The sequence below is a fragment of the Chitinophaga sp. Cy-1792 genome (assembly GCF_011752935.1).
GTDB lineage: Bacteria > Bacteroidota > Bacteroidia > Chitinophagales > Chitinophagaceae > Chitinophaga.
In genome coordinates, this window is the sequence record NZ_VWWO01000001.1 from 710,773 (window position 1) to 729,738 (window position 18,966).

Consider the following 18,966-nt stretch of genomic DNA (forward strand, 5'->3'; position numbering starts at 1 on the left):
GAGGAAGAATATATTATTAAATTCACGATTTATGAATCATGAATTGTGAATTGAAAATCAAAACCTCCGGCACACACTTCTCCCCTTCCCGCAATATTTTTTTTGCAGAAATTTCCTGTAAACTCCCTGGTTTCAGGCAGCATTGATAAGAATCAGAAAAAGGGAACTATTATACTTTCCTGCCCAGGTACTGTGCGTAGTCTGGTAAAATCACTTCATAATCCTCGTGCATCAATGGTGATGTCAGCAGGAAATCTGCGGTGGATCTGTTGTTGGCGATTGGAATATTCCAAACAACGCCGAGTCGCAGGAGTGCTTTAATATCGGGGTCGTGGGGCAAAGCTTCCATTGGGTCCCAGAAGAAGATGATCACATCCAGGGCGCCTTCTGCTACCAGCGCTCCTATCTGCTGGTCGCCACCAAGTGGTCCGCTAAGCAGCTTACGTACGGATACATCCAGTGCCTGCTCTATCAGCTTACCGGTGGTGCCGGTAGCATATAACTCATGGCGACTCAGAACAACCTTGTTGTAAGTTGCCCATTCAATCAATTCGGCTTTCTTATGATCGTGCGCAATTAATGCGATGCGTTTGCGTGCTTTAAGCGTTTTTACCTGTTGCATATCTATTACAAAAGTAGCACAGTAAAACAAATAAATAAATGTCGTTTTTTGTTAATATAATGTGAAATAGCTGCCTGTATCTTCTCTCCGGAAAAAATAACTGACCGCCGCATTTAATCCATTCGGGAATTCATACCCGCCTTTTTTGCGCGAAACGGAATTTCTGCCAGAACATTTTCATATTGCGGAATAAGCGAATGTAACAGGAAGTCTGGTTCCACAGCGACATTGGCCGGATTCCGTCGTAAAATCGCCGTCTCCGATCAGTTTTACCTATAATGATATTGTAAAATTCGATGGCATAGATAGCCATTTTAGACCTGAATCTGCACTAAAAATGTTACCTTTGCCCGGTAAATATGGATACAATGATTAAAACAGGAAATCCCATTATCAGCATATACACGGAAATGACACCTAACCCGGAAACAATGAAGTTTGTAGCCAACAAACTCCTGTATCCAGGTAAAAGCATTGATTTTCCGGATGAAGCCAGCGCAAAACCATCTCCTTTAGCAGTGGAACTCTTCAGTTTCCCTTTCATCAGAGGTGTGTTTATCATGGCTAATTTTATCACGCTTACCAAAACCAGTGAAACAGACTGGAGTGATGTTATCCCTACCATCAAAGCCTTCCTGAAGGAATACCTGGAGGATAACCGTCCTGTTGTGAACGAGGAAGAAGTGGTTGTTACCAAGGCTACGGCCAGCAACACTGTGAGCGCGGATGACAGCGATGTGGTAAAACGTATTAAGGAACTGTTGGAAAACTACGTGAAACCAGCCGTAGAAATGGATGGCGGTGCTATCCAGTTCAAAGATTATCACGACGGTACGGTGAAACTGATGTTACAAGGTTCCTGCTCAGGCTGCCCATCTTCAATGATTACGCTGAAAGCCGGTATCGAAGGCATGATGAAGCGTATGATCCCTGAAGTGAAGGAAGTAGTGGCAGAAGCAGAATAAGCCATAGTTGAGTGAATGATAGTGTTAAATTGAAGCACAGTCGCAAGGACTGTGCTTTTTTAATTAATATTGTTATTTGGAGTCCTAAACACACAAGTAACAATGAAAGGAATTTTAGCTGGTGTTATGCTGGCCGCGGCCCTGCCAACTGCCGCCCAGAAAAAGAAAACAGACAGTACTGTAGCCGTCATTACCTATGGATATGTCAATAACGGTAAACCTTCCGCTGGCGAAGGTCTTAAACTCGTTATCGACCATGGCAAAGCCCACCTCCTGCCCGGTGGCAAAACACAAAAAGAACAGCAATACCTCGATTACAGCGATAACAGCACCCTGCAGGTACTTTCCCTGTCCAACGGTGATGTATACACGCTGAAGAAACCATTTAAGGATCATCCGCAGCCGGAACTGCTCCCGGATACTGCCACCATACTGGGTCTGCCTTGTAAAAAAGCCAAACTCTTCGTACGTTCCAATACCATCGAAGTATGGTATACCAACGCGGTACAGCTGAAAGGCACGCCCTTCCTCAGCTATGGCCCTGATCTCGGCCTGGTGCTCCGCATCGTTCGTAATGGCAACAGCGAAACCATCGCACGCAAAATTGAATACCGCAAAGTGACGCCGCAGGAGCTGTCGTGGCCTGCTAACCTGGGCCAGCAGGTAGATGATGCCGCCTATACCCGCGCTGTGATCGACAGCAGGTATACTACGCTCCCCATCTTCCAAAACGAACAGATCTCCTGGGGAAATAATACACCTAATCCCGCCATCACGGAGCTGGACAAAACCTTCCACTTTGCCGGCGGCACCGTGATCGTAAAACGCGTTAAACTGCCAGCACCAAAGAAAGGACAGTCCCTCTTCGCTGAACTGGTACAATATTCCAATGGCGACGCCTACGACCGCACCGGTTCTGTATTTATGATCCCTGTTACCGGCGATACCACTTTCCTCGACGGTCTTACCAAAGGCGCTGCTGTGCTGCCGATATTCCAGGACAGGAACGGCAAAAAATACCAGGGAATGGTGGCCACGCCGCATTATACGCCTACCCTTGAAATCATGCGCTTTTTCACGCCTTTCGGCGTACGCCAGTTCAACGACCAGGTGAAAATCAAAGGCTACCACTGGGCCGACTCCGTGATCTATAAACAGGATGTCACCGAACTGCAGGACGCCCTGCAAGGGGAAGCGCTGATCGGTGTTTACATCGGTAACTACGATAAAGGCGGGCATAAAGTAAGTCTCAGCTTTAAATACTACCCTGCTGACGCAGATGCCGATACCACCGGCAAAGGCAAGTGGGTAATGCCAATATTCAACACCACCAACGTCATGGAAATGGCCGGACAGGAATACGCTACCCTGTTTGATAAAGATAGCCTGACCGTTACGGTGAACATCCCTGAAGGCCTGAAAAGCCTGCAGCTGCGTTACCTCACCACCGGCCACGGTGGCTGGGGCGGCGGTGATGAGTTCAATCCTAAGCAGAATGAAATTTTTGTGGATAACCAACGTGTATACCACTTTATTCCATGGCGTACGGATTGTGCTACCTACCGTTTCTCTAATCCGGCTTCGGGCAACTTCGGAGATGGCTTGTCTTCTTCTGACCTGAGTCGCAGTAACTGGTGCCCGGGCACTTTAACAACACCGGTGTTTATCAATCTACCAGATGTAAAACCTGGCCTGCATACCTTCCGCGTGGCTATTCCGCAAGGAAAACCTGCCGGTACCAGCCAGAGCTTCTGGAATGTTTCCGGAATACTGATTGGAGAGAAATAAACAAACAGTTTAAAAATAATTGGGATGCGGAAGCGGTATTTACCACTGCTTCCGCATTTTCGTTTTAATTTTAACCCCATGAATGAGATTTACCAGGGCCTGATGAATGGTTTTCATGCGATGACCACCTTAGAGATAATAGCTGTTTTTTTCGCGGTCTTATCGGTCATCTTCCAGAAACAGAATAATATACTCGTATATCCTACAGGCCTTATCAGCACTGGTATTTACGTTTACCTGCTTTCCAGGGAGCATTTTAAATTATATGCAGATGCGACGCTCAATGCGTATTATTTCATCATGAGCGTATACGGCTGGATTTATTGGGCCCGAAGAAAAGGTGCAACACATGAACATGTGAAAGTGAGCCGCAGCAATCGTAAAGAGCTGCTTACTGCCACATTGATCGCCCTGATTGGCTGGGGTGTTTTCTATGTCTTGCTGCGTAATTTCTCCGATTCCAATGTGCCGGTAATGGACGGGTTCATTTCTGCGACAGCCTGTGCCGGAATGTGGTTACTGGCAAAACGTAAGCTGGAAAACTGGATCTTCCTGAATATTTCCAATCTGGTCGCTATCCCGCTACTGGTCTACAAACATTTATATCTTACTGCCGCATTAACGGTGTTTTTATTTATCATTGCCGTATTTGGCTATTTCAGCTGGAAAAAGGAAGTTGAAGCAAACGAAAGCGCACATTCATGAAGAAAGTAGTTGTAATCGGGCCTGAATCTACAGGCAAAAGCACGTTAAGCGAATACCTCGCCCGTTATTTTCATACGGCCTGGACGCCTGAATTTGCGCGTGAATATATCGACCAGCTCAACAGACCCTATACCCAGGAAGACCTGCTACATATTGCCGAAGGACAACTGCAACTGGAAAAGGAACAGGCGGCAAAAGCGAATGAAGTGCTTATCTGTGATACAGACCTTTATGTGGTAAAGGTTTGGAGCGAGCATAAATATGGAGATTGTGACGCCCGTATTCTGAAGATGATTGCAGAACAGGATTGCGATTTATACCTGCTGATGGCGACTGATCTGCCTTGGGAAGAAGATCCGCAACGCGAGTACCCTGCCCAGGAGATGCGCGATTATTTTTATAATATTTACAGAGATATCGTGATGCAGTCCGGTGTTCCTTTTGTGGATATCCGCGGGAGTTATACCGACCGGGAAAACACCGCAGTAGCCGCTGTAAAGCAACTACTGCATGGTTAGTTCTTTTTATCTGCGGGCGCAGGAATACCGGTCACCAGCTCGTTAATATCCGGATCAGGCGCGATATTACGCATCTGTACCATGATCTTGCGCTGACGGTAAACCGTAAATTTTGCAGGTGGATTAACCGTGTATTTTACCGGGTTTGGCAGACTCGCGGCTATCATGGCTGCTTCCTCCCGGGTAAGGCTGGCCGCATCTTTATTGTAATAGGCCTGTGCGGCAGACTCAAAACCGAAAATTCCATCGCCGGTTTGCGCTACATTGAGGTATACTTCCAGGATCCTCTTTTTACCCCAGATTTTTTCGATCATAAAGGTGAAATATGCTTCCAGTCCTTTTCTGACCCAGCTTCTGCCCTGCCACAAAAACACATTTTTTGCTACCTGCTGGCTGATGGTACTGGCACCCCTGATCTTTTTGCTGGTAGCATTATGCTTCATGGCTTTTTCTATCGATTTAAAATCGAAACCATCATGATCCGTAAAGAGCTGGTCTTCGCTGGCAATTACCGCTAACTTGGCATGTTGGGAAATCTCGTCGTAACTGGCCCAGCTCTTATGTAATTTTTTATCGGTACCCCAGAGGCTGAACCAACTGGAAATCTCTGTGATAGTAATAGGCGGGTTCACCCATTTCAGCAAAATGATATAGGCAAATTGTGCAATAATCAATACCAGTAGTACTCTCTTTAATCTCCTCCACAGTCTCGGAACAATTCCTTTAAGCTTCATCCAAGTAGGTTTAGAAAAATCGGCCGAAAGTTAGTAAGATAATTTGACATGCATTTTTGTTAAATTTGGGTATGCTCTTACAAGTACATCCGGATAACCCGAATCCGCGCAATATGAAGATGATCATTGAGTGTCTGAAAGACGGCGGAGTCATCATCTACCCTACGGATACTGTGTATGCGCTGGGCTGTGATATCACACAGCATAAGGCGATCGAACGGGTAGCACGTATCAAACAGGTAGATCCTAAAAAAGCCCAGTTTTCTTTTATCTGCTACGACTTAAGCCATCTCTCCGACTATGCAAAAAGTGTAGACACACCCATTTTCAGGATGCTGAAGAAGGCGTTGCCCGGGCCGTTTACTTTTATTCTCAATGCCAGTAAACAGGTGCCCAAATTGCTAAAAACAAAAAAAGATACCGTAGGTATCAGGGTGCCGGATAATAATATCTGCAGAAGTATTGTACACGAGCTGGGTAATCCGCTCATGAGTACTACGCTTCCGATAGATGTTTATGTAGAAGAATATACCGACCCGGAGGTTATTTATGAGAAATTTGGTAGTCAGGTAGATATTGTTGTAGATGGTGGCCCGGGTGGGATGTCATTTTCTACCGTAATAGATTGCACAGGAGAGGCACCTGAGTTAATCCGTGAAGGGATCGGCGATTTTGATGCAATTACCTGATTTTAAGTAAACTGGACGTTGTCAAATATTTATTGTTGACTTCGTCAAATAAAAGAAAAGTTCAATAAAAAAGCCTTGTCTATGCATAGACAAGGCTTTTTTGATGCGTTAAAGCAATGATTTATTTGATGCCGAGTTTCTTAGCGATATCAGCAGGCAGAGCTTTTTTGTTCACCATGTAGCTGGTGGTTTTGTACTGGAAGTAAGGTTCAGAAGCGTAGAAATAACCTTTACCGAAGTTTTCGGTACCCCATGAGTTTTTCACACGGAAGTATTTTTTACCATTCTGATCTTTTACCAGACCTACGATGTGCATACCGTGATCGTCCTGTGTTTCGAAGTTATCGAACGCTTTCTGACGTACTTCAGCGGTGATGTTTTTTTCCTGGATAGGCTCGAGGAAAGCATTTTTCTTTTCATCTGCAGACATATCATTCCAGTCTTTTTCAGGAACAACAGCCAGGCCTTCTTTGAAGTTGAAACCTTTTTCGCTTACGTCAGCAGCCCATGCGATCGTGTAACCGTTGGTCAGTGCATTTTCAGCGATGTTGGTGAAATCGTTCATATCCACGTTGTATACTTTTTCCCAGTTCCAGTTGTCTGGTACTTCCAGTACGAACTGAGAATTGTATGGATGGTGGGTAAAGCTGGTGATTAATACATAGTCATCAGCATTCAGGCCCAGTTCTTTAGCGAAAGACTGCGGTGTATATGATTTACCGTTATAGTCAAATTTAGCAGGAGCATCGCCCATGTAGGCATTCAGAACGCCGTCGAAAGCGTTTTTCCAGGTTGGGTTGATAACACCATTGGAGTTACCCAGTTCTTTCACCATGCTTTCCAGGAGCGTCTCCATTTCAGCGTGGTTGTATGTTTTCTGGCGGTTGCCATCATAAACCGTTTGAGGAACCAGACCATACTCACGTAAGCAGAGGATATCATCAGGGAAGCCACCACCTTCACCGAAGTTGGCTTTACCATGCATACGTACGTAGTTAACAGCCTTTAAAGGGTACATTTTACGCACTACGTACATTTCACTGAGGTTCAGGTCTTTACCTTTACCGTTGCGGAGCAGTTCTGATTCAAGGAAGGACATTCCGGAGAAAGACCAACAGGTACCGGTACGGCCCTGGTTCTGTACATCGTAAGCATCCATATTTTTAATAGTGGTAAACTGAAGCTTACTTCCCTCTACGTTGGTGGCGGTTTGTGCGAAGGCTGCTGTGCTGCAAAGCATAATAGCCCCCATCATCCAATTCTTCATGATGTATGTGAGTCTAGATTTTGTTATTAAAGGATCAAATATAAGGTATAGCACCTTTCCTGGCGGGTAAAAGTTTGATGAGCGGAGCATCGCCCTGACAGATATATGCTACTGTAATGTGTTAATACTGTTGCTGATATTGCTGGTGAGACTCAAAAACATCTCTCGTAATGCGCCATTCCCATAGCTCTTCGTTCTCTTTGTTGGTGAAAGCCCCCACGAAAGACATACCGACTTTCTGTAATGTTTTCACCGAAGAGTTATATTCTTCTTCGGTATGGGCGATAACACTTGTGACATAATTGTGTCCAAAGGCAAAATTGATGAGTGCTTTGGCGGTTTCGGTGCCATAGCCCTGTTCGCGGTAATCGGGGCTGATATCATAGGCAATTTCCACGACCCCGTTGCTGTCCGGGCGGCCTTTGAAGCCTCCGGCGCCTATCAGTTCCCTGTTTTCACGGTGAATGACCATATAGAAGAACCATCCCAGCAGAGATGGATCGTTGCGTAATTTATCGTAGGTAACGAGTATCACTTCAGGATATTCGATCCAGTTTTCGGAAATAGTTATACCTAACTGATTAGCCAGTGCATCACCCCCTTGTAAGAACAACTCGAAATGTTGAAGGGTGCACGGCATTAATTGCAGGCGCTTTGTCAAAATCATGTTCGTAACGAGTAACAGTTTGGAATTAAACTTTCAGGTTTTTGGGATTCAATAAGTCAGGTAATACGATCAGATGGGTATAGTGATATACCATGTCAACATCTGATCGTATTACAAATATGCTATTACTACAGTAGGTCTACTACTAGTGTGCCTCCAGCCAGTTGTTGCCGATGCCCATTTCGGCTTCTACCGGAACGTCGAGCGGTAAGGCATTTTTCATGCATTCAATGATGATAGGCTTGATGATTTCCAGTTCAGAACGATGGGCATCAAATACCAATTCGTCATGTACCTGGAGGATCATTCTGGATTTCAGGTTACGTTCCTTAAAGGCTTTGTGAACTGAAATCATGGCCAGTTTGATCATGTCTGCAGCGGTGCCCTGTATAGGCATGTTAATCGCGTTTCGTTCTGCGAAACCTCTCACAACAGCGTTGGAAGAATTGATATCTTTCAGCCAGCGTTTACGGCCCAGTTTCGTTTCCACATAGCCTTTTTTCTGTGCTGATTTTACCTGGTCTTCCATATACTGCTTGATGGCAGGATATTGCGTAAAATAGTTGTCGATAAGTGTTTTGGCTTCACTACGTGCAATGCCCAGATTTTCAGATAATCCGAAGGCGCTGACACCGTAGATAATGCCAAAGTTCACACTTTTCGCATTACGTCGCATGTCAGCAGTTACTTCTTCTAAAGGAACGTTATAAACCTTTGCTGCTGTGGCGGCGTGGATGTCGGTTCCGCTTCTGAAGGCCGCGATCATCTGTTCATCGCCACTGATGGCAGCAATGATACGCAGTTCTATCTGGGAATAGTCGGCAGAAAGCAATACATACTCCTCATTCCGCGGGATAAAGGCTTTGCGGATTTCGCGGCCTCTGTCTGTACGGATAGGAATGTTCTGCAGATTGGGATTATTGGAACTCAGTCGGCCGGTCACTGCCACGGCCTGGTTATAAGAAGTATGAATTCTGTTTGTGCGTTTGTTGAGCAATAACGGTAATGCATCTACGTAGGTAGATTTTAATTTGCTCAGTTCGCGGAAGATGAGAATATCTTCCACGATTTTATGTTTGGAAGAGAGCTTCTGGAGCACGTCTTCGCCGGTAGCGTACTGGCCGGTGCGGGTCTTTTTCGCTTTAGGGTCCAGTTGTAGTTTTTCAAACAGCACCTCTCCCAGTTGTTTAGGGGAAGCCAGTTTGAAACGTACGCCAGCTTGTTCGTATACGCTTTCTTCCGCTCTTCTGATTTCTGTTTCCAGTTCCTTGGAGTAATCTGCTAATGCTTTGGTGTCGATGGCAATGCCTTCAAACTCCATATCAGTAAGTACTTTGGTCAGTGGGTTTTCCACTTCATAAAATACTTTATCTACTTTTTTCTCGGGCACCATCGGCTGAAATACTTCTTTCAGCTGGAGGGTTACGTCCGCATCTTCAGCGGCATAATCTGCTACTCTTTCTACTGCTACATCGCGCATGCTGAGCTGGTTTTTTCCTTTGCCGATGAGGGTTTCAATGGAAACCGGCTCATAGCCAAGGTATTGCGCACTCAGGTAGTCCATGCTACGGCGGCCTTCCGGCTCCACCAGGTAATGTGCCAGCATGGTATCAAATACCGGCCCTTTAATTTCGAAGCCAAGCCATTTCAGTATGATCATATCATACTTCAGGTTCTGGCCAATGAAGGTGATATTTTCATTGTCAAAAACCGGCTTGAATTCGTTCATAATAGCGATGGCTGCGTCTTTGGCGGCAGGCATCGGTACATAGAATGCTTCGCCTTTTTTCCAGGAGAAGCTCATACCTACGATATCTGCTTCATTAGGGTCTTTGCCGGTAGTTTCGGTATCAAAGGCGATTTCCTTTTGTTGCAGGAGTGCAGCGATCAGTGCAGCACGTTTTTCGGGTGTGTCTGTCAGTTCGTAGTTATGCGGTGTATTGTTGATATTTTTTTCCGGTGCGAGGAAGTTGATGGCGCCACCTTCGCTGATTTCTTCAGCGGGGGCAGCACTTTCGGTTGTATTTCCGAAAAGATCGGCTTGTACCACGCCTGGTCTGGCAGGTGCTTCCACAGCAGCAGCGCCGCTGCTGGCAAAGGTGTCGCCGAGGATACGTTTGCCTAAAGTCTTGAATTCCAGTTCAGTAAAGATGTCCACCAGGACGTCTTTGTTATAGTCTTTGAGGCAGAAATCTTCTTCATGGAAGCTCACCGGTACATCGAGGATGATGGTGGCCAATTGTTTGGAGAGTAAGGCATTTTCTTTGCCTGCCTTGATTTTCTCGCCCATTTTACCGCCGATTTTGTCGGCATTTTCCAGCACATTTTCGAGGGTATCGTATTGTGCCAGCAGTTTCATGGCGGTTTTTTCTCCTACACCTGCGATACCGGGGATATTATCCACTGCATCGCCCATCAGGCCGAGGATATCGATTACCTGGGATACGTCTTTTATCTGCCATTTTTCACATACTTCCTTAGGGCCCATGATTTCCTCTTTGCTGCCCATGTATGGAGGTTTGTAGATAAATACGTTGTCACGGACCAGCTGTCCGTAGTCTTTGTCCGGCGTCACCATGTATACGGTGTAACCCGCGTCAGCGGCTTGTCCGGCCAGTGTCCCGATCACATCATCCGCCTCATACCCGTCTACTTCGAGCAGGGGAATATTGAATCCCTGCAGGATACGGCGGATATCGGGAAGTGCGTCCAGGAGGTCTTCCGGGGCGTCTTCGCGATTGGCTTTGTAGTCAGTGAAAGTGGTATGACGTTCGGTAGGCGCGTGCGTATCAAACGCTACGGCCATATGAGTTGGTTTTTCTTTATTTATGAGATCAAGTAATGTAGTTGTGAATCCGAACTGCGCATTGGTATTGCGCCCGGTGCTGGTCATGCGCGGATTTCTGATCAGGGCGTAATAGGCCCTGTAGATCAATGCCATAGCATCCAGTAAAAATAGTTTCTTTTGCATCGCTAAACCTACGTGAATTAATTTGAATGTACAAAATTAAGGGATGCCTCTCAGTATTCCTTTTATGGTTTTTTCCGGGAAAAATTACATTTGTTATCTGAAATCAATTGATATGAAAAAGATATATCATCTTTCTACCTGCGGTACCTGCAAGAAGATTCTGGAAGAAACACAGGCAGTACAGCGTGGATTTACATTACAAGATATTAAAAAAGAGAAAATAACCGAAGCACAGTTAAAAGAAATGAAAGAACTGGCCGGCAGTTATGAAGCCCTGTTCAGCAGGCGTTCTCAGAAATATCGCCCAATGGGGTTACATGAAAAGCAGCTGAGCGAGCAGGACTATCATGACCTGATTCTGGAAGAATATTCTTTCCTGAAACGTCCGGTAGCGATTGAAAATGGGAAGATTTTTATTGGGGCAGATGTTAAGAATATCTAAATAACATTTGAATAGCTTTTGGTCTTCCCCCCGCCAGTGGCGGGGGGAAGACCAAAAAATAAGGCGAGACCGAAGGTCTCGCCTTATTTTTTGGCCGGCAGCTTAGGGGGGCCGCCGATGAGTATATTTTGTTTGGTTAAAGCGATTTAACGAAATCCTGTACTACCGCTTTGTAGCGGTTCATATCCTGCTCATGCTGGAAGGATTTGAACTGGAACTTAGCTGCATTTTCCAGCGCCGTTTTCAGGTGAAAACTTTCCTGTGGAAGAGAGTAGAAATACCCTTTTTCCATGAGATATTCTCCCAGGTATACCTGCTCAGACTGCCCTGGGGTAGGCACCAGGATGGCTTTTTTGTTCAGCTTTACAAGATCCATCAGGGTAGTATAGCCACTGCGGGTAAGCACCATATCTGAAGCCAGTATCGCCTGATTGAGCTCAGCGGCATTCATATGGTTTACCTGTGTAACGCCGGGTGCTATTTGGTCCTGTTGTGGCGTGCCTGGTTTGCCACTCACAATTAATGCAGTGATATTCAGGTCTTTGATCTGTGTGGTGATCATTTTTTCCAGGTTGGAACGTTGTGGTTCCGGACCTGAAATCAATACCAGCAGATCGTATTTTTTCTGAACATTTTCCTTTGGCTCAAATCGGCTCAGGCAGCCCAGGTAGGTGGTATGAGGCGGTAATGTTGCAGGATGTGCCAGTTCTCCGGAAAGGTTATTGTCTCCGGCAAAATCAGGTATCCAGCAGGCGCCATATTTTTTTATAAAAGAATAGTTAATTTTTTGGAGCGTGCGTTCTATCCATCCACCAAAAGGAGTTTTAATAAGTAACTGGTGGGTGATGAAAACAGTAGGTATGGATTTATGATATAATCCAAATCTGTTGTCAGATATAACTGCATCAATACCATGCTCTTCGACGATTTTTTTCAGCCAGCGCTGCTCATATTTTACCCTATTGTAAATTTTGGGAATTTGCTGAATAATTTTTAATCCGAAGAATTTGCCCTTTTGTGCATACTGGATGCGATATCCGGGAAGCGGAAAGATGGTGATATCCGGGAATTCCTGCTGTAGTAGTGCGGCATGTTTACCCTCCGCTGCAATAAAAACTTTGCATCCGGCGTTTAGCATTTCATGGATCAGAGGGATGTCCCTGGTGGCATGTCCAAGGCCCCAATCCAACGGTACTACAAGAATTTTTTTAGGTGAGAGGATTGTGGACAAATATTTAAATTTTTTTTGCGAATTTAGCTTAAATTACAAAAGAGCATTGTTAAGAAAAGGTAAACTCTGAGACAGGATTTTTTAAACAAGATTAAGTATATAACCGTCAGTATGAATAAGATAAAATGGGTAGTAATTGTTCTTCTTTGTGGAAGTTTGGCGATGGAAGGTTGCAAGGTATTTAAGAAAAATGATTGCGGATGTCCCACTATGAACAAAAAAAGAATGCACTAACCCACAATTTCACGACTTCAGTAAAGATTTAACCTTATCTTTCTTTGGGTTATCCGATGAACACCTGAGCAAACAATATTTTCGGGGAAATTCAATTTTTTTTCATGAAACCGGCAGATAGAGATTTATTGATCCTGTTACACGAAGACAGGTATACAGAACAGCAGATTCAGTTTGCCGTCAGACAGATCAGCGAAATGCTGTCACTGATCGAGACGATGGATTATCTGTGTTCTGTGATCGAAGTAGCCAACTGCAACAGGAGTAAAGTTACCAGTAAAAGAACTGTGCTGGAAAAAGCAATTTCACGCAAGGCGCACAAGCCGTTTGAATTTATTATTCATAAGAACTAGTTGTCAGCTCATATTTATGCTGTCTGCAGCATAATTGCCAGTACTTTAGTGTTTTGCATTGATTCCAATTTAAAATTCTTGTTGTACGTTTGCCATCATTAAAATCCTATTAACTGATGGCTGATTTTTCGCACCTGCAGGATTTTCTGAATCCTATTTCAAAAGCATTTCTTCATGACGACCAGGAATACGACGAATTCCAGGTTGGTGGCGGGATAGACGCTTATGAGTCTAATCATATCCCCGACCTCGACGCCGCAGATATCATTCTGCTGGGTGTTGGCGAAGAAAGAGGCAGCGAAACAAACCGTACCGGCACCACGGGGCCGGATATAATCCGACGCGAATTCTACCGCCTTTACCACTGGCACAGAGATATCCGCCTCGCTGACGTAGGCAACCTCCGCAGCGGCGCCTTTCTGGCTGATGCCTATGCTGCCATGAAAACAGTTATTGGTGAGCTGATAGCAGCCAATAAAACCGTTATCATCCTCGGTGGCTCACATGACCTCACCTACGCACAATATAAGGCATATGCGTCCCAGCAAATGATTATTGAAGCAACCGTTGCCGATGCGCTCATCGACCTCCAGGAAAACTCCAATATACGCAGCGAACGCTTCCTCATGGACCTGCTCACCGAACAGCCAAATTACCTCCGACACTATAACCATCTTGGATTTCAAAGCTATTTCGTACATCCACGTATGTTAGAAACGCTGGACAAACTCCGCTTCGATTGCTTCCGCCTGGGCCGTATCCGCGAAAATATGGACGAGGCTGAGCCTGTTTTGAGGCACTCCGATATGTTTAGTATCGATATCAATATCATCCGCCATACAGATGCTCCTTCCAACCACCTCTCCCCTAACGGATTCAGCGGTGAAGAAGGCTGCCTCCTTACCCGCTACGCAGGCATGAGTAGCAGACTCAGCACGATGGGCATTTACGGCTATCGCGCAGAAAAAGATAAAGACCACATCACCGCCCGCCAGATCGCGCAAATGATCTGGTATTTCCTCGATGGCCGCGCTATAAAAAATAAAGAAGCCCACCTCGAAAACAGGGACGCTTTCTGGGAGTTTCATATCGCCTTCTCCGATATAGATACCGTATTCCTGAAAAGTAAAAAAACAGGCCGCTGGTGGATGCAACTGCCTGACAAAGAATTCATTCCGTGCGCCTATAACGACTACCTACTGGCATCCAACAATGAGATACCGGAACGTTGGTTGCGCCATCAGGAGCGATTCTAAAAAATTTTTTAAAAGCTGCCACAGGCAGCTTTTAAATTTTATCGCAGCTCTTAACTGTTGTATTGCCTGTACAATTCAGTTACCCGCAACTTTAAAAAAGCTGCTTTGTTATCTGTTGAAATCATATCGTCATCAAGTCCCTGCATGGTGCTTTTGTGCAGCTTTTCCACGCGCTCGTCCATCTTCTTGAAATACACATCTTTTTTGGCTTCCCACAGGGATTGGTCCTGTTGCAGACTAATCAGTGCGGCGCCGTTTAATTGATTCAAAAGAGACTGAAGGGTAACAGTTAAAGTACTGTCTACGGATTGATAATAAGCGTTTGCGCAGCCGTTCATATTGCTGCCTTTGGCAAGGCATTCCTGGTAGCGGTGTTCAATTGCTTCCAGCGGGTCTTCATGCTTCTGGGCATACACAGATACGCAGCCAAATATGGCCAGGATAGGTAAAAGTTTTCGCATAGGGATATGTTAGTATGTCTGCCGTAAAGATAAAAAAATAAGAGAGTCGTACTCATAAATACGACTCTCTTAACGAATTTTTTATATAGACGGTAATCCTTACTGCTTCGCTCCTATTGATCCTGTGCAGGTTTCGCCGGGGGCAAGTCCGTTTATCCATGGCCGTAGTGCCTCCAATCGTTGTGTGGTCAGCTCAGCGAGATAGTTGGCTTTGCAAACAGGAAACATGCTGCCATAGCTCTTTGCAGGCTCAGGAAACATCATCTGCACCTGTGCATCCCTGAATTCAATCCACAGCCTTTGTGCGGCCTTCAGGTTTTCGATGAACTTCTTGTTGGCGGAATAATCTTTCTGAATCAGCTGGTATACTTCATTCAGTTTCTTATCTGCTTCTTTGTAAGCTTCATTGGCTTTACGGTTCATTTCTGCCTGCGTTTGTGCAAAACCCTTGCTGGCGGCAGTAATCAGCAGCAGAGCGATCAGGATATATTTCATATGTCGGCCAGGTTATATCACCACCAGTTCGTAGAAATCTGCAGGATTATAATATTGTTTGGCAAGATGTTGCAGTTCTTCTGCTGAAATGGTTTTGATGGTATTGATATTGTTATAGAAATAGTTTTCGTCGAGATCATTGAGTATCAGGTTTTTCCAGCGTTGAATAATCTGGAATGCACCATCCAGATCGCCGAGAATGGAACCGATCATATAGTTTTTCACCAGGTCCAGTTCTTCCTGCGGAACAATCTCCTGCTGCAATTTCTCCATCTCTTTATAAATCTCTGTGATGGTGGCTTCGCATACATCTCTTCCCGCTTCTGTCTGGATATTGATGGCACTTACCTGTCTGAAATTGTATAACTGGGAGTGAATGCCATAGGTGTATCCTTTTTCTTCACGGATATTGCTCATCAGCCTGGAGCCGAAGTAGCCACCATAGATGGTATTCAGTACCAGCATCTTTGGAAAATCCGGATGGTAGCGGTTAGGGAACTGACGTGCTACACGAACTGCGCCCTGAACACCGTTTTCATCATTGAAGATGCGGAATTTCTTTTCTTCTGCCGGTTGGATAGGCAGATCTAATTTGAGTAACTGAGATTCGCCGTTCCATTTGGTGCTGCCAAAATATTTATTCAGCAGATCAATCATATTGGCAGGTAAATGTCCGGCTACAAAGATGCGGCAGTTGTTATACGTGTAATGCTTTTTATAGAAGCCTTCCAGTACTTCGGTTTGCAGTGCATCATAGCCCATCATGGTGCTCACACGGCCATAAGGGTGGAACTCACCAAAGAGGTACTGGTCGATATACCTGTTTGCTACAAAATCGCATTTCTGGAGATTTACAGCCAGTCTTTGCTTCTGATTCTGTTTATAGATGTTCAGCTCTTCTTCCGGAAAAACAGGGTCTAAAATGACTTCCTGCATCGTGGGAAGCAGCTCTTCCACGTGCTTGGTTAAGCAATGCAGGGTATAGGTTGCATTTTCGTGGAAAGTATTTCTGTTGAGATAAGCACCATAGTATTCGATGCTCTCATTTATTTCAAGTGCAGAATGCTTGCTGGTACCATTTTTCATCAGGAAGTTGGTAGCCAGTGCCAGCATGCTCTGATTTTCGTACCAGGTACCGGCAGGAAATACCATTTCCAGTTGCAGGGTTTCCTGCTCATCAGATTTTACAACGTATACCGGAATGCCGTTGTCTAACGTGAATTTCTCATAAGGTTTTAAACTCAGATCAAACTCAACAGCATCTTTAATAGCAGGAGGAATACTTCTGTTCATCATCAAATATTTTTAGCCATTTACTAATAAAAGCGAATGCTGTATTAGTTTTCAGCGTAATAGTAAATAGTGTTGGAGTTATTTTCGTTGAAGATAATCTGTGCTTCGCGGTGAATATCTTCTGTGGTTACAGCTTCGTAATTGGCAAACTCTCTGTTCATCATGGAAGCATCTCCCAGTAATTCATAGAAAGCAAGATTATTGGCCCTGTTGAGCAAGCTCATATCTTCAAATGCCAGCATGCTCTCGATGCGGTTTTTAACCTTTTGCAGTTCTCTTTCAGGAATGATCTCTGATTGGATTTTATCGAGTTCTATCTGTACTGCCTTTTCCGCGTCTTTCATCTTCACACCTTTTACCAGCTTACCTTCTATGCTTAACAGGCCGGCATCCAGACTACCAAAATGATAGCACTCGATATTGCTGAACAGTTTTTTCTCTTTCACCAGTACCTGGTTCAGGCGGGAAGAACCGCCACCACCAAGGATATCGCTGATAAGATCTGCTGTGTAATAGCGCTTGTCTGCACGTGGTTGGATATGGTAGGTTTTGTACAATGCATCCAGCGGCACATTCGCTTTTATTTCCAGCTTATGTGGTTCCGCCTGCGGAGGTTCTACCGGCAGAATTCTTACATACTTTTCACCGGAAGGAATATCGCCAAACCATTTCTCGGCAAGGGTTTTCACCTGTTCTGTGGTAATATTTCCACCAACGGAAAGGATCGCATTTACCGGACAATAATGCTTAAAGAAGAAGGCTTTCACATCCCCGAGTGTAGCATTCTCAATATGAGAAAGCTCTTTACCGATGGTCATCCAGCGATAAGGGTGTGTGGAATAGGCCAGTTCACGCATTTTATGCCATACGTCGCCATAGGGCTTGTTGATGTAGTGTTCCTTGAATTCCTCGGAAACCACTTTGCGTTGAACGTCCAGGCTTTTCTCGCTGAAGGCGAGCGACAGCATACGGTCGCTTTCCAGCCAGAAAGCAGTTTCAATATTTTCAGCGGGTAAAGTGATATAGTAGTTGGTCAGATCGCTGGTGGTATAGGCGTTGTTCTCACCGCCCGCCATCTGTAATGGTTCATCATATTCTGGAATATTGACAGATCCACCAAACATCAGGTGTTCAAATAGATGGGCGAAACCTGTCTGTGCCGGGTTTTCATCCCTTGCCCCCACATCATACAGCACATTCAGAACAGCCATGGGAGTGGTATGGTCCTCATGCACAATGACACGCAGTCCATTCGATAAAGTAAATTTATTATAATGAATCATAAGCCAATTGATAGTTGTGTATACAAAGTAAAGATATTTCCTGATAGGTGAGCGTACTATACTACTCAATAAATAGTTCCTGCTTGGCGTAGTTGAGCGTAAGTGTGTAATGTTTCCATACATCATAGCCAAAAGCGCCGGCGATTTCTATGAATGCGCCAATATCGTCCACATCTTTACAATAGCTGACAGGAACATTGTTCATCACCTTTCCTGCCATCTGGAGTTGTGGAATTTTACTGTTGATATAATACAGTACTTTCAGCATGTCCTGTATTTTATCGGTGTTAATAGTGGGCAGCAGCGTGTTTAGCTTGTATTTTTCCACGTATGGCCAGTTGAAAAGCACGCCATACTCGCCGCCGGTAATCACATGATAATGTCCCAGTAGTGTGTTGCCATTGGGCAACTTGATAGTAGCATCCACTACGGGGGTTGTATAATTTAGTTGAAAATGCAGCAACTGGCCGGCGGTGTTGACCGGTGTATTGCCATTCTGGTAGAATGTCAGTTGCCTGTTTTTATAATCTACCTTGATAATATAGGCTTTCATCAGACTTACGCCAATAATACCATCTATCGCTGTGCCCTCATTTCCCATGTCAGTCAGGTCTTCCAGGTAAGCCGTCAGAAAGGGCATTCTTATTTCCCTTATATATAGTGCATTGATTGTTACTACTGGTACACGGGTCATGGCATTATTCATGCCACTCATAAAATCCTGTCTGTTACTGTTTAATTTCAGTTTTTCAGCAGTACGTATATTCATCACCGTTACTTCTGCCCCGCTGTCGAAGATAAAGTGCAGGGTATCGTTGCCGCCCGACACAGTAACAGGAATGACCACCTGGTTGTTGACCAGGGTAAAAGGAATTGTTGCTAATATTTTATCGCTTTTGGTTTCCGCTGTGTGTTTTCGCTGTGCGCTAACAGTCTGACAGGCAGCGGCTAATACTAATATCCGGATAAGTCGCCACATGCCACAAATAACG

The 18,966-nt window shown here is 44.9% G+C and carries 19 protein-coding genes; 8 read left to right on the forward strand and 11 right to left on the reverse strand.

From position 1 onward, the window contains the following. Positions 1 to 169 precede the first annotated feature (169 nt). Positions 170 to 622 (reverse strand): methylglyoxal synthase, encoded by a 453-nt coding sequence (locus tag F3J22_RS02940; RefSeq protein ID WP_167014122.1) that lies wholly within the window; start codon positions 620 to 622, stop codon positions 170 to 172. 368 nt (positions 623 to 990) lie between these two features. Here F3J22_RS02940 and F3J22_RS02945 point away from each other — a divergent pair, with 368 nt between their 5' ends. The 4 genes from F3J22_RS02945 to F3J22_RS02960 all read left to right on the forward strand — a co-directional run bounded on the left by F3J22_RS02945 (position 991) and on the right by F3J22_RS02960 (position 4,598). After that, a complete protein-coding gene (locus F3J22_RS02945) occupies positions 991 to 1,587 on the forward strand; it encodes a NifU family protein (RefSeq protein WP_167014124.1) in 597 nt (198 codons plus the stop codon). Between the two features lie 102 nt (positions 1,588 to 1,689). After that, entirely contained in the window at positions 1,690 to 3,375 is a 1,686-nt protein-coding gene (locus F3J22_RS02950) for a PNGase F N-terminal domain-containing protein (RefSeq protein WP_167014126.1), read from the forward strand. A gap of 78 nt (positions 3,376 to 3,453) precedes the next feature. Beyond that, positions 3,454 to 4,080 (forward strand): nicotinamide riboside transporter PnuC, encoded by a 627-nt coding sequence (gene pnuC / locus F3J22_RS02955; protein WP_167014128.1) that lies wholly within the window; start codon positions 3,454 to 3,456, stop codon positions 4,078 to 4,080. Then, positions 4,077 to 4,598 (forward strand): AAA family ATPase, encoded by a 522-nt coding sequence (locus F3J22_RS02960; protein ID WP_167014130.1) that lies wholly within the window; start codon positions 4,077 to 4,079, stop codon positions 4,596 to 4,598. The genes pnuC and F3J22_RS02960 overlap by 4 nt, the downstream gene beginning before the upstream one ends. On the opposite strand, the gene mtgA is transcribed toward F3J22_RS02960, so the two are convergent. Next, positions 4,595 to 5,332, reverse strand: coding sequence for a monofunctional biosynthetic peptidoglycan transglycosylase (mtgA, locus tag F3J22_RS02965; protein WP_167014132.1), 738 nt, complete (start codon positions 5,330 to 5,332; stop codon positions 4,595 to 4,597). The two genes, F3J22_RS02960 and mtgA, sit on opposite strands and share 4 nt — an antisense overlap. A gap of 71 nt (positions 5,333 to 5,403) precedes the next feature. On the opposite strand from mtgA, the gene F3J22_RS02970 reads away from it, so the two are divergent. Beyond that, positions 5,404 to 6,021, forward strand: coding sequence for an L-threonylcarbamoyladenylate synthase (locus F3J22_RS02970; RefSeq protein ID WP_167014134.1), 618 nt, complete (start codon positions 5,404 to 5,406; stop codon positions 6,019 to 6,021). A 121-nt stretch (positions 6,022 to 6,142) separates the two neighbouring features. Here F3J22_RS02970 and F3J22_RS02975 read toward each other — a convergent pair whose 3' ends face one another. The 3 genes from F3J22_RS02975 to polA all read right to left on the reverse strand — a co-directional run bounded on the left by F3J22_RS02975 (position 6,143) and on the right by polA (position 10,926). Next, entirely contained in the window at positions 6,143 to 7,288 is a 1,146-nt protein-coding gene (locus F3J22_RS02975; protein ID WP_167014135.1) for an aminopeptidase C, read from the reverse strand. A gap of 121 nt (positions 7,289 to 7,409) precedes the next feature. Continuing rightward, entirely contained in the window at positions 7,410 to 7,955 is a 546-nt protein-coding gene (locus F3J22_RS02980) for a GNAT family N-acetyltransferase (RefSeq protein WP_167014137.1), read from the reverse strand. 145 nt (positions 7,956 to 8,100) lie between these two features. After that, complete coding sequence (gene polA / locus F3J22_RS02985) at positions 8,101 to 10,926, reverse strand: DNA polymerase I (protein WP_167014139.1); 2,826 nt, start codon at positions 10,924 to 10,926, stop codon at positions 8,101 to 8,103. Between the two features lie 112 nt (positions 10,927 to 11,038). Between polA and F3J22_RS02990 the strand changes: the two genes are divergently transcribed. Next, a complete protein-coding gene (locus tag F3J22_RS02990) occupies positions 11,039 to 11,368 on the forward strand; it encodes an arsenate reductase family protein (RefSeq protein ID WP_167014141.1) in 330 nt (109 codons plus the stop codon). Positions 11,369 to 11,504: 136 nt separating this feature from the next. On the opposite strand, the gene F3J22_RS02995 is transcribed toward F3J22_RS02990, so the two are convergent. Beyond that, positions 11,505 to 12,599: a glycosyltransferase gene (locus tag F3J22_RS02995; protein ID WP_167014143.1), complete on the reverse strand. Its 1,095-nt coding sequence runs from the start codon at positions 12,597 to 12,599 to the stop codon at positions 11,505 to 11,507. Between the two features lie 338 nt (positions 12,600 to 12,937). Here F3J22_RS02995 and F3J22_RS03000 point away from each other — a divergent pair, with 338 nt between their 5' ends. Continuing rightward, positions 12,938 to 13,186 carry a hypothetical protein gene (locus tag F3J22_RS03000; RefSeq protein ID WP_167014145.1) on the forward strand — a complete coding sequence of 83 codons (249 nt, stop codon included), beginning with the start codon at positions 12,938 to 12,940 and terminating at the stop codon, positions 13,184 to 13,186. Positions 13,187 to 13,302: 116 nt separating this feature from the next. Then, positions 13,303 to 14,442, forward strand: a complete 1,140-nt coding sequence (locus tag F3J22_RS03005; RefSeq protein ID WP_167014147.1) for a formimidoylglutamase — start codon at positions 13,303 to 13,305, stop codon at positions 14,440 to 14,442. Positions 14,443 to 14,492: 50 nt separating this feature from the next. Here the strand turns inward: F3J22_RS03005 and F3J22_RS03010 are convergent, their stop codons facing one another. From F3J22_RS03010 to F3J22_RS03030, 5 genes are all read right to left on the reverse strand, one after another. Beyond that, the gene (locus F3J22_RS03010) at positions 14,493 to 14,903 is read right to left on the reverse strand and encodes a lysozyme inhibitor LprI family protein (protein ID WP_167014149.1); all 411 of its coding nucleotides are present in this window, start codon (positions 14,901 to 14,903) and stop codon (positions 14,493 to 14,495) included. Between the two features lie 99 nt (positions 14,904 to 15,002). After that, positions 15,003 to 15,398 carry a lysozyme inhibitor LprI family protein gene (locus tag F3J22_RS03015; RefSeq protein ID WP_167014151.1) on the reverse strand — a complete coding sequence of 132 codons (396 nt, stop codon included), beginning with the start codon at positions 15,396 to 15,398 and terminating at the stop codon, positions 15,003 to 15,005. Positions 15,399 to 15,410: 12 nt separating this feature from the next. Then, on the reverse strand, positions 15,411 to 16,691 hold the full coding sequence (locus tag F3J22_RS03020; RefSeq protein WP_240154990.1) for a pitrilysin family protein: 1,281 nt from the start codon (positions 16,689 to 16,691) through the stop codon (positions 15,411 to 15,413). A 44-nt stretch (positions 16,692 to 16,735) separates the two neighbouring features. Continuing rightward, the gene (locus F3J22_RS03025) at positions 16,736 to 17,974 is read right to left on the reverse strand and encodes a pitrilysin family protein (RefSeq protein ID WP_167014155.1); all 1,239 of its coding nucleotides are present in this window, start codon (positions 17,972 to 17,974) and stop codon (positions 16,736 to 16,738) included. 61 nt (positions 17,975 to 18,035) lie between these two features. Continuing rightward, positions 18,036 to 18,953 (reverse strand): retropepsin-like aspartic protease, encoded by a 918-nt coding sequence (locus F3J22_RS03030; protein WP_167014157.1) that lies wholly within the window; start codon positions 18,951 to 18,953, stop codon positions 18,036 to 18,038. Between the last annotated feature and the right edge of the window lie 13 nt (positions 18,954 to 18,966).

Bases quoted from the DNA above. Each gene is read 5' to 3' on its own strand.
- F3J22_RS02940 (WP_167014122.1), bottom strand. From the start codon at position 622: ATGCAACAGGTAAAAACGCTTAAAGCACGCAAACGCATCGCATTAATT.
- F3J22_RS02945 (WP_167014124.1), top strand. From the start codon at position 991: ATGATTAAAACAGGAAATCCCATTATCAGCATATACACGGAAATGACA.
- F3J22_RS02950 (WP_167014126.1), top strand. From the start codon at position 1,690: ATGAAAGGAATTTTAGCTGGTGTTATGCTGGCCGCGGCCCTGCCAACT.
- pnuC (WP_167014128.1), top strand. From the start codon at position 3,454: ATGAATGAGATTTACCAGGGCCTGATGAATGGTTTTCATGCGATGACC.
- F3J22_RS02960 (WP_167014130.1), top strand. From the start codon at position 4,077: ATGAAGAAAGTAGTTGTAATCGGGCCTGAATCTACAGGCAAAAGCACG.
- mtgA (WP_167014132.1), bottom strand. From the start codon at position 5,332: ATGAAGCTTAAAGGAATTGTTCCGAGACTGTGGAGGAGATTAAAGAGA.
- F3J22_RS02970 (WP_167014134.1), top strand. From the start codon at position 5,404: ATGCTCTTACAAGTACATCCGGATAACCCGAATCCGCGCAATATGAAG.
- F3J22_RS02975 (WP_167014135.1), bottom strand. From the start codon at position 7,288: ATGAAGAATTGGATGATGGGGGCTATTATGCTTTGCAGCACAGCAGCC.
- F3J22_RS02980 (WP_167014137.1), bottom strand. From the start codon at position 7,955: ATGATTTTGACAAAGCGCCTGCAATTAATGCCGTGCACCCTTCAACAT.
- polA (WP_167014139.1), bottom strand. From the start codon at position 10,926: ATGCAAAAGAAACTATTTTTACTGGATGCTATGGCATTGATCTACAGG.
- F3J22_RS02990 (WP_167014141.1), top strand. From the start codon at position 11,039: ATGAAAAAGATATATCATCTTTCTACCTGCGGTACCTGCAAGAAGATT.
- F3J22_RS03000 (WP_167014145.1), top strand. From the start codon at position 12,938: ATGAAACCGGCAGATAGAGATTTATTGATCCTGTTACACGAAGACAGG.
- F3J22_RS03005 (WP_167014147.1), top strand. From the start codon at position 13,303: ATGGCTGATTTTTCGCACCTGCAGGATTTTCTGAATCCTATTTCAAAA.
- F3J22_RS03010 (WP_167014149.1), bottom strand. From the start codon at position 14,903: ATGCGAAAACTTTTACCTATCCTGGCCATATTTGGCTGCGTATCTGTG.
- F3J22_RS03015 (WP_167014151.1), bottom strand. From the start codon at position 15,398: ATGAAATATATCCTGATCGCTCTGCTGCTGATTACTGCCGCCAGCAAG.
- F3J22_RS03020 (WP_240154990.1), bottom strand. From the start codon at position 16,691: ATGAACAGAAGTATTCCTCCTGCTATTAAAGATGCTGTTGAGTTTGAT.
- F3J22_RS03025 (WP_167014155.1), bottom strand. From the start codon at position 17,974: ATGATTCATTATAATAAATTTACTTTATCGAATGGACTGCGTGTCATT.
- F3J22_RS03030 (WP_167014157.1), bottom strand. From the start codon at position 18,953: ATGTGGCGACTTATCCGGATATTAGTATTAGCCGCTGCCTGTCAGACT.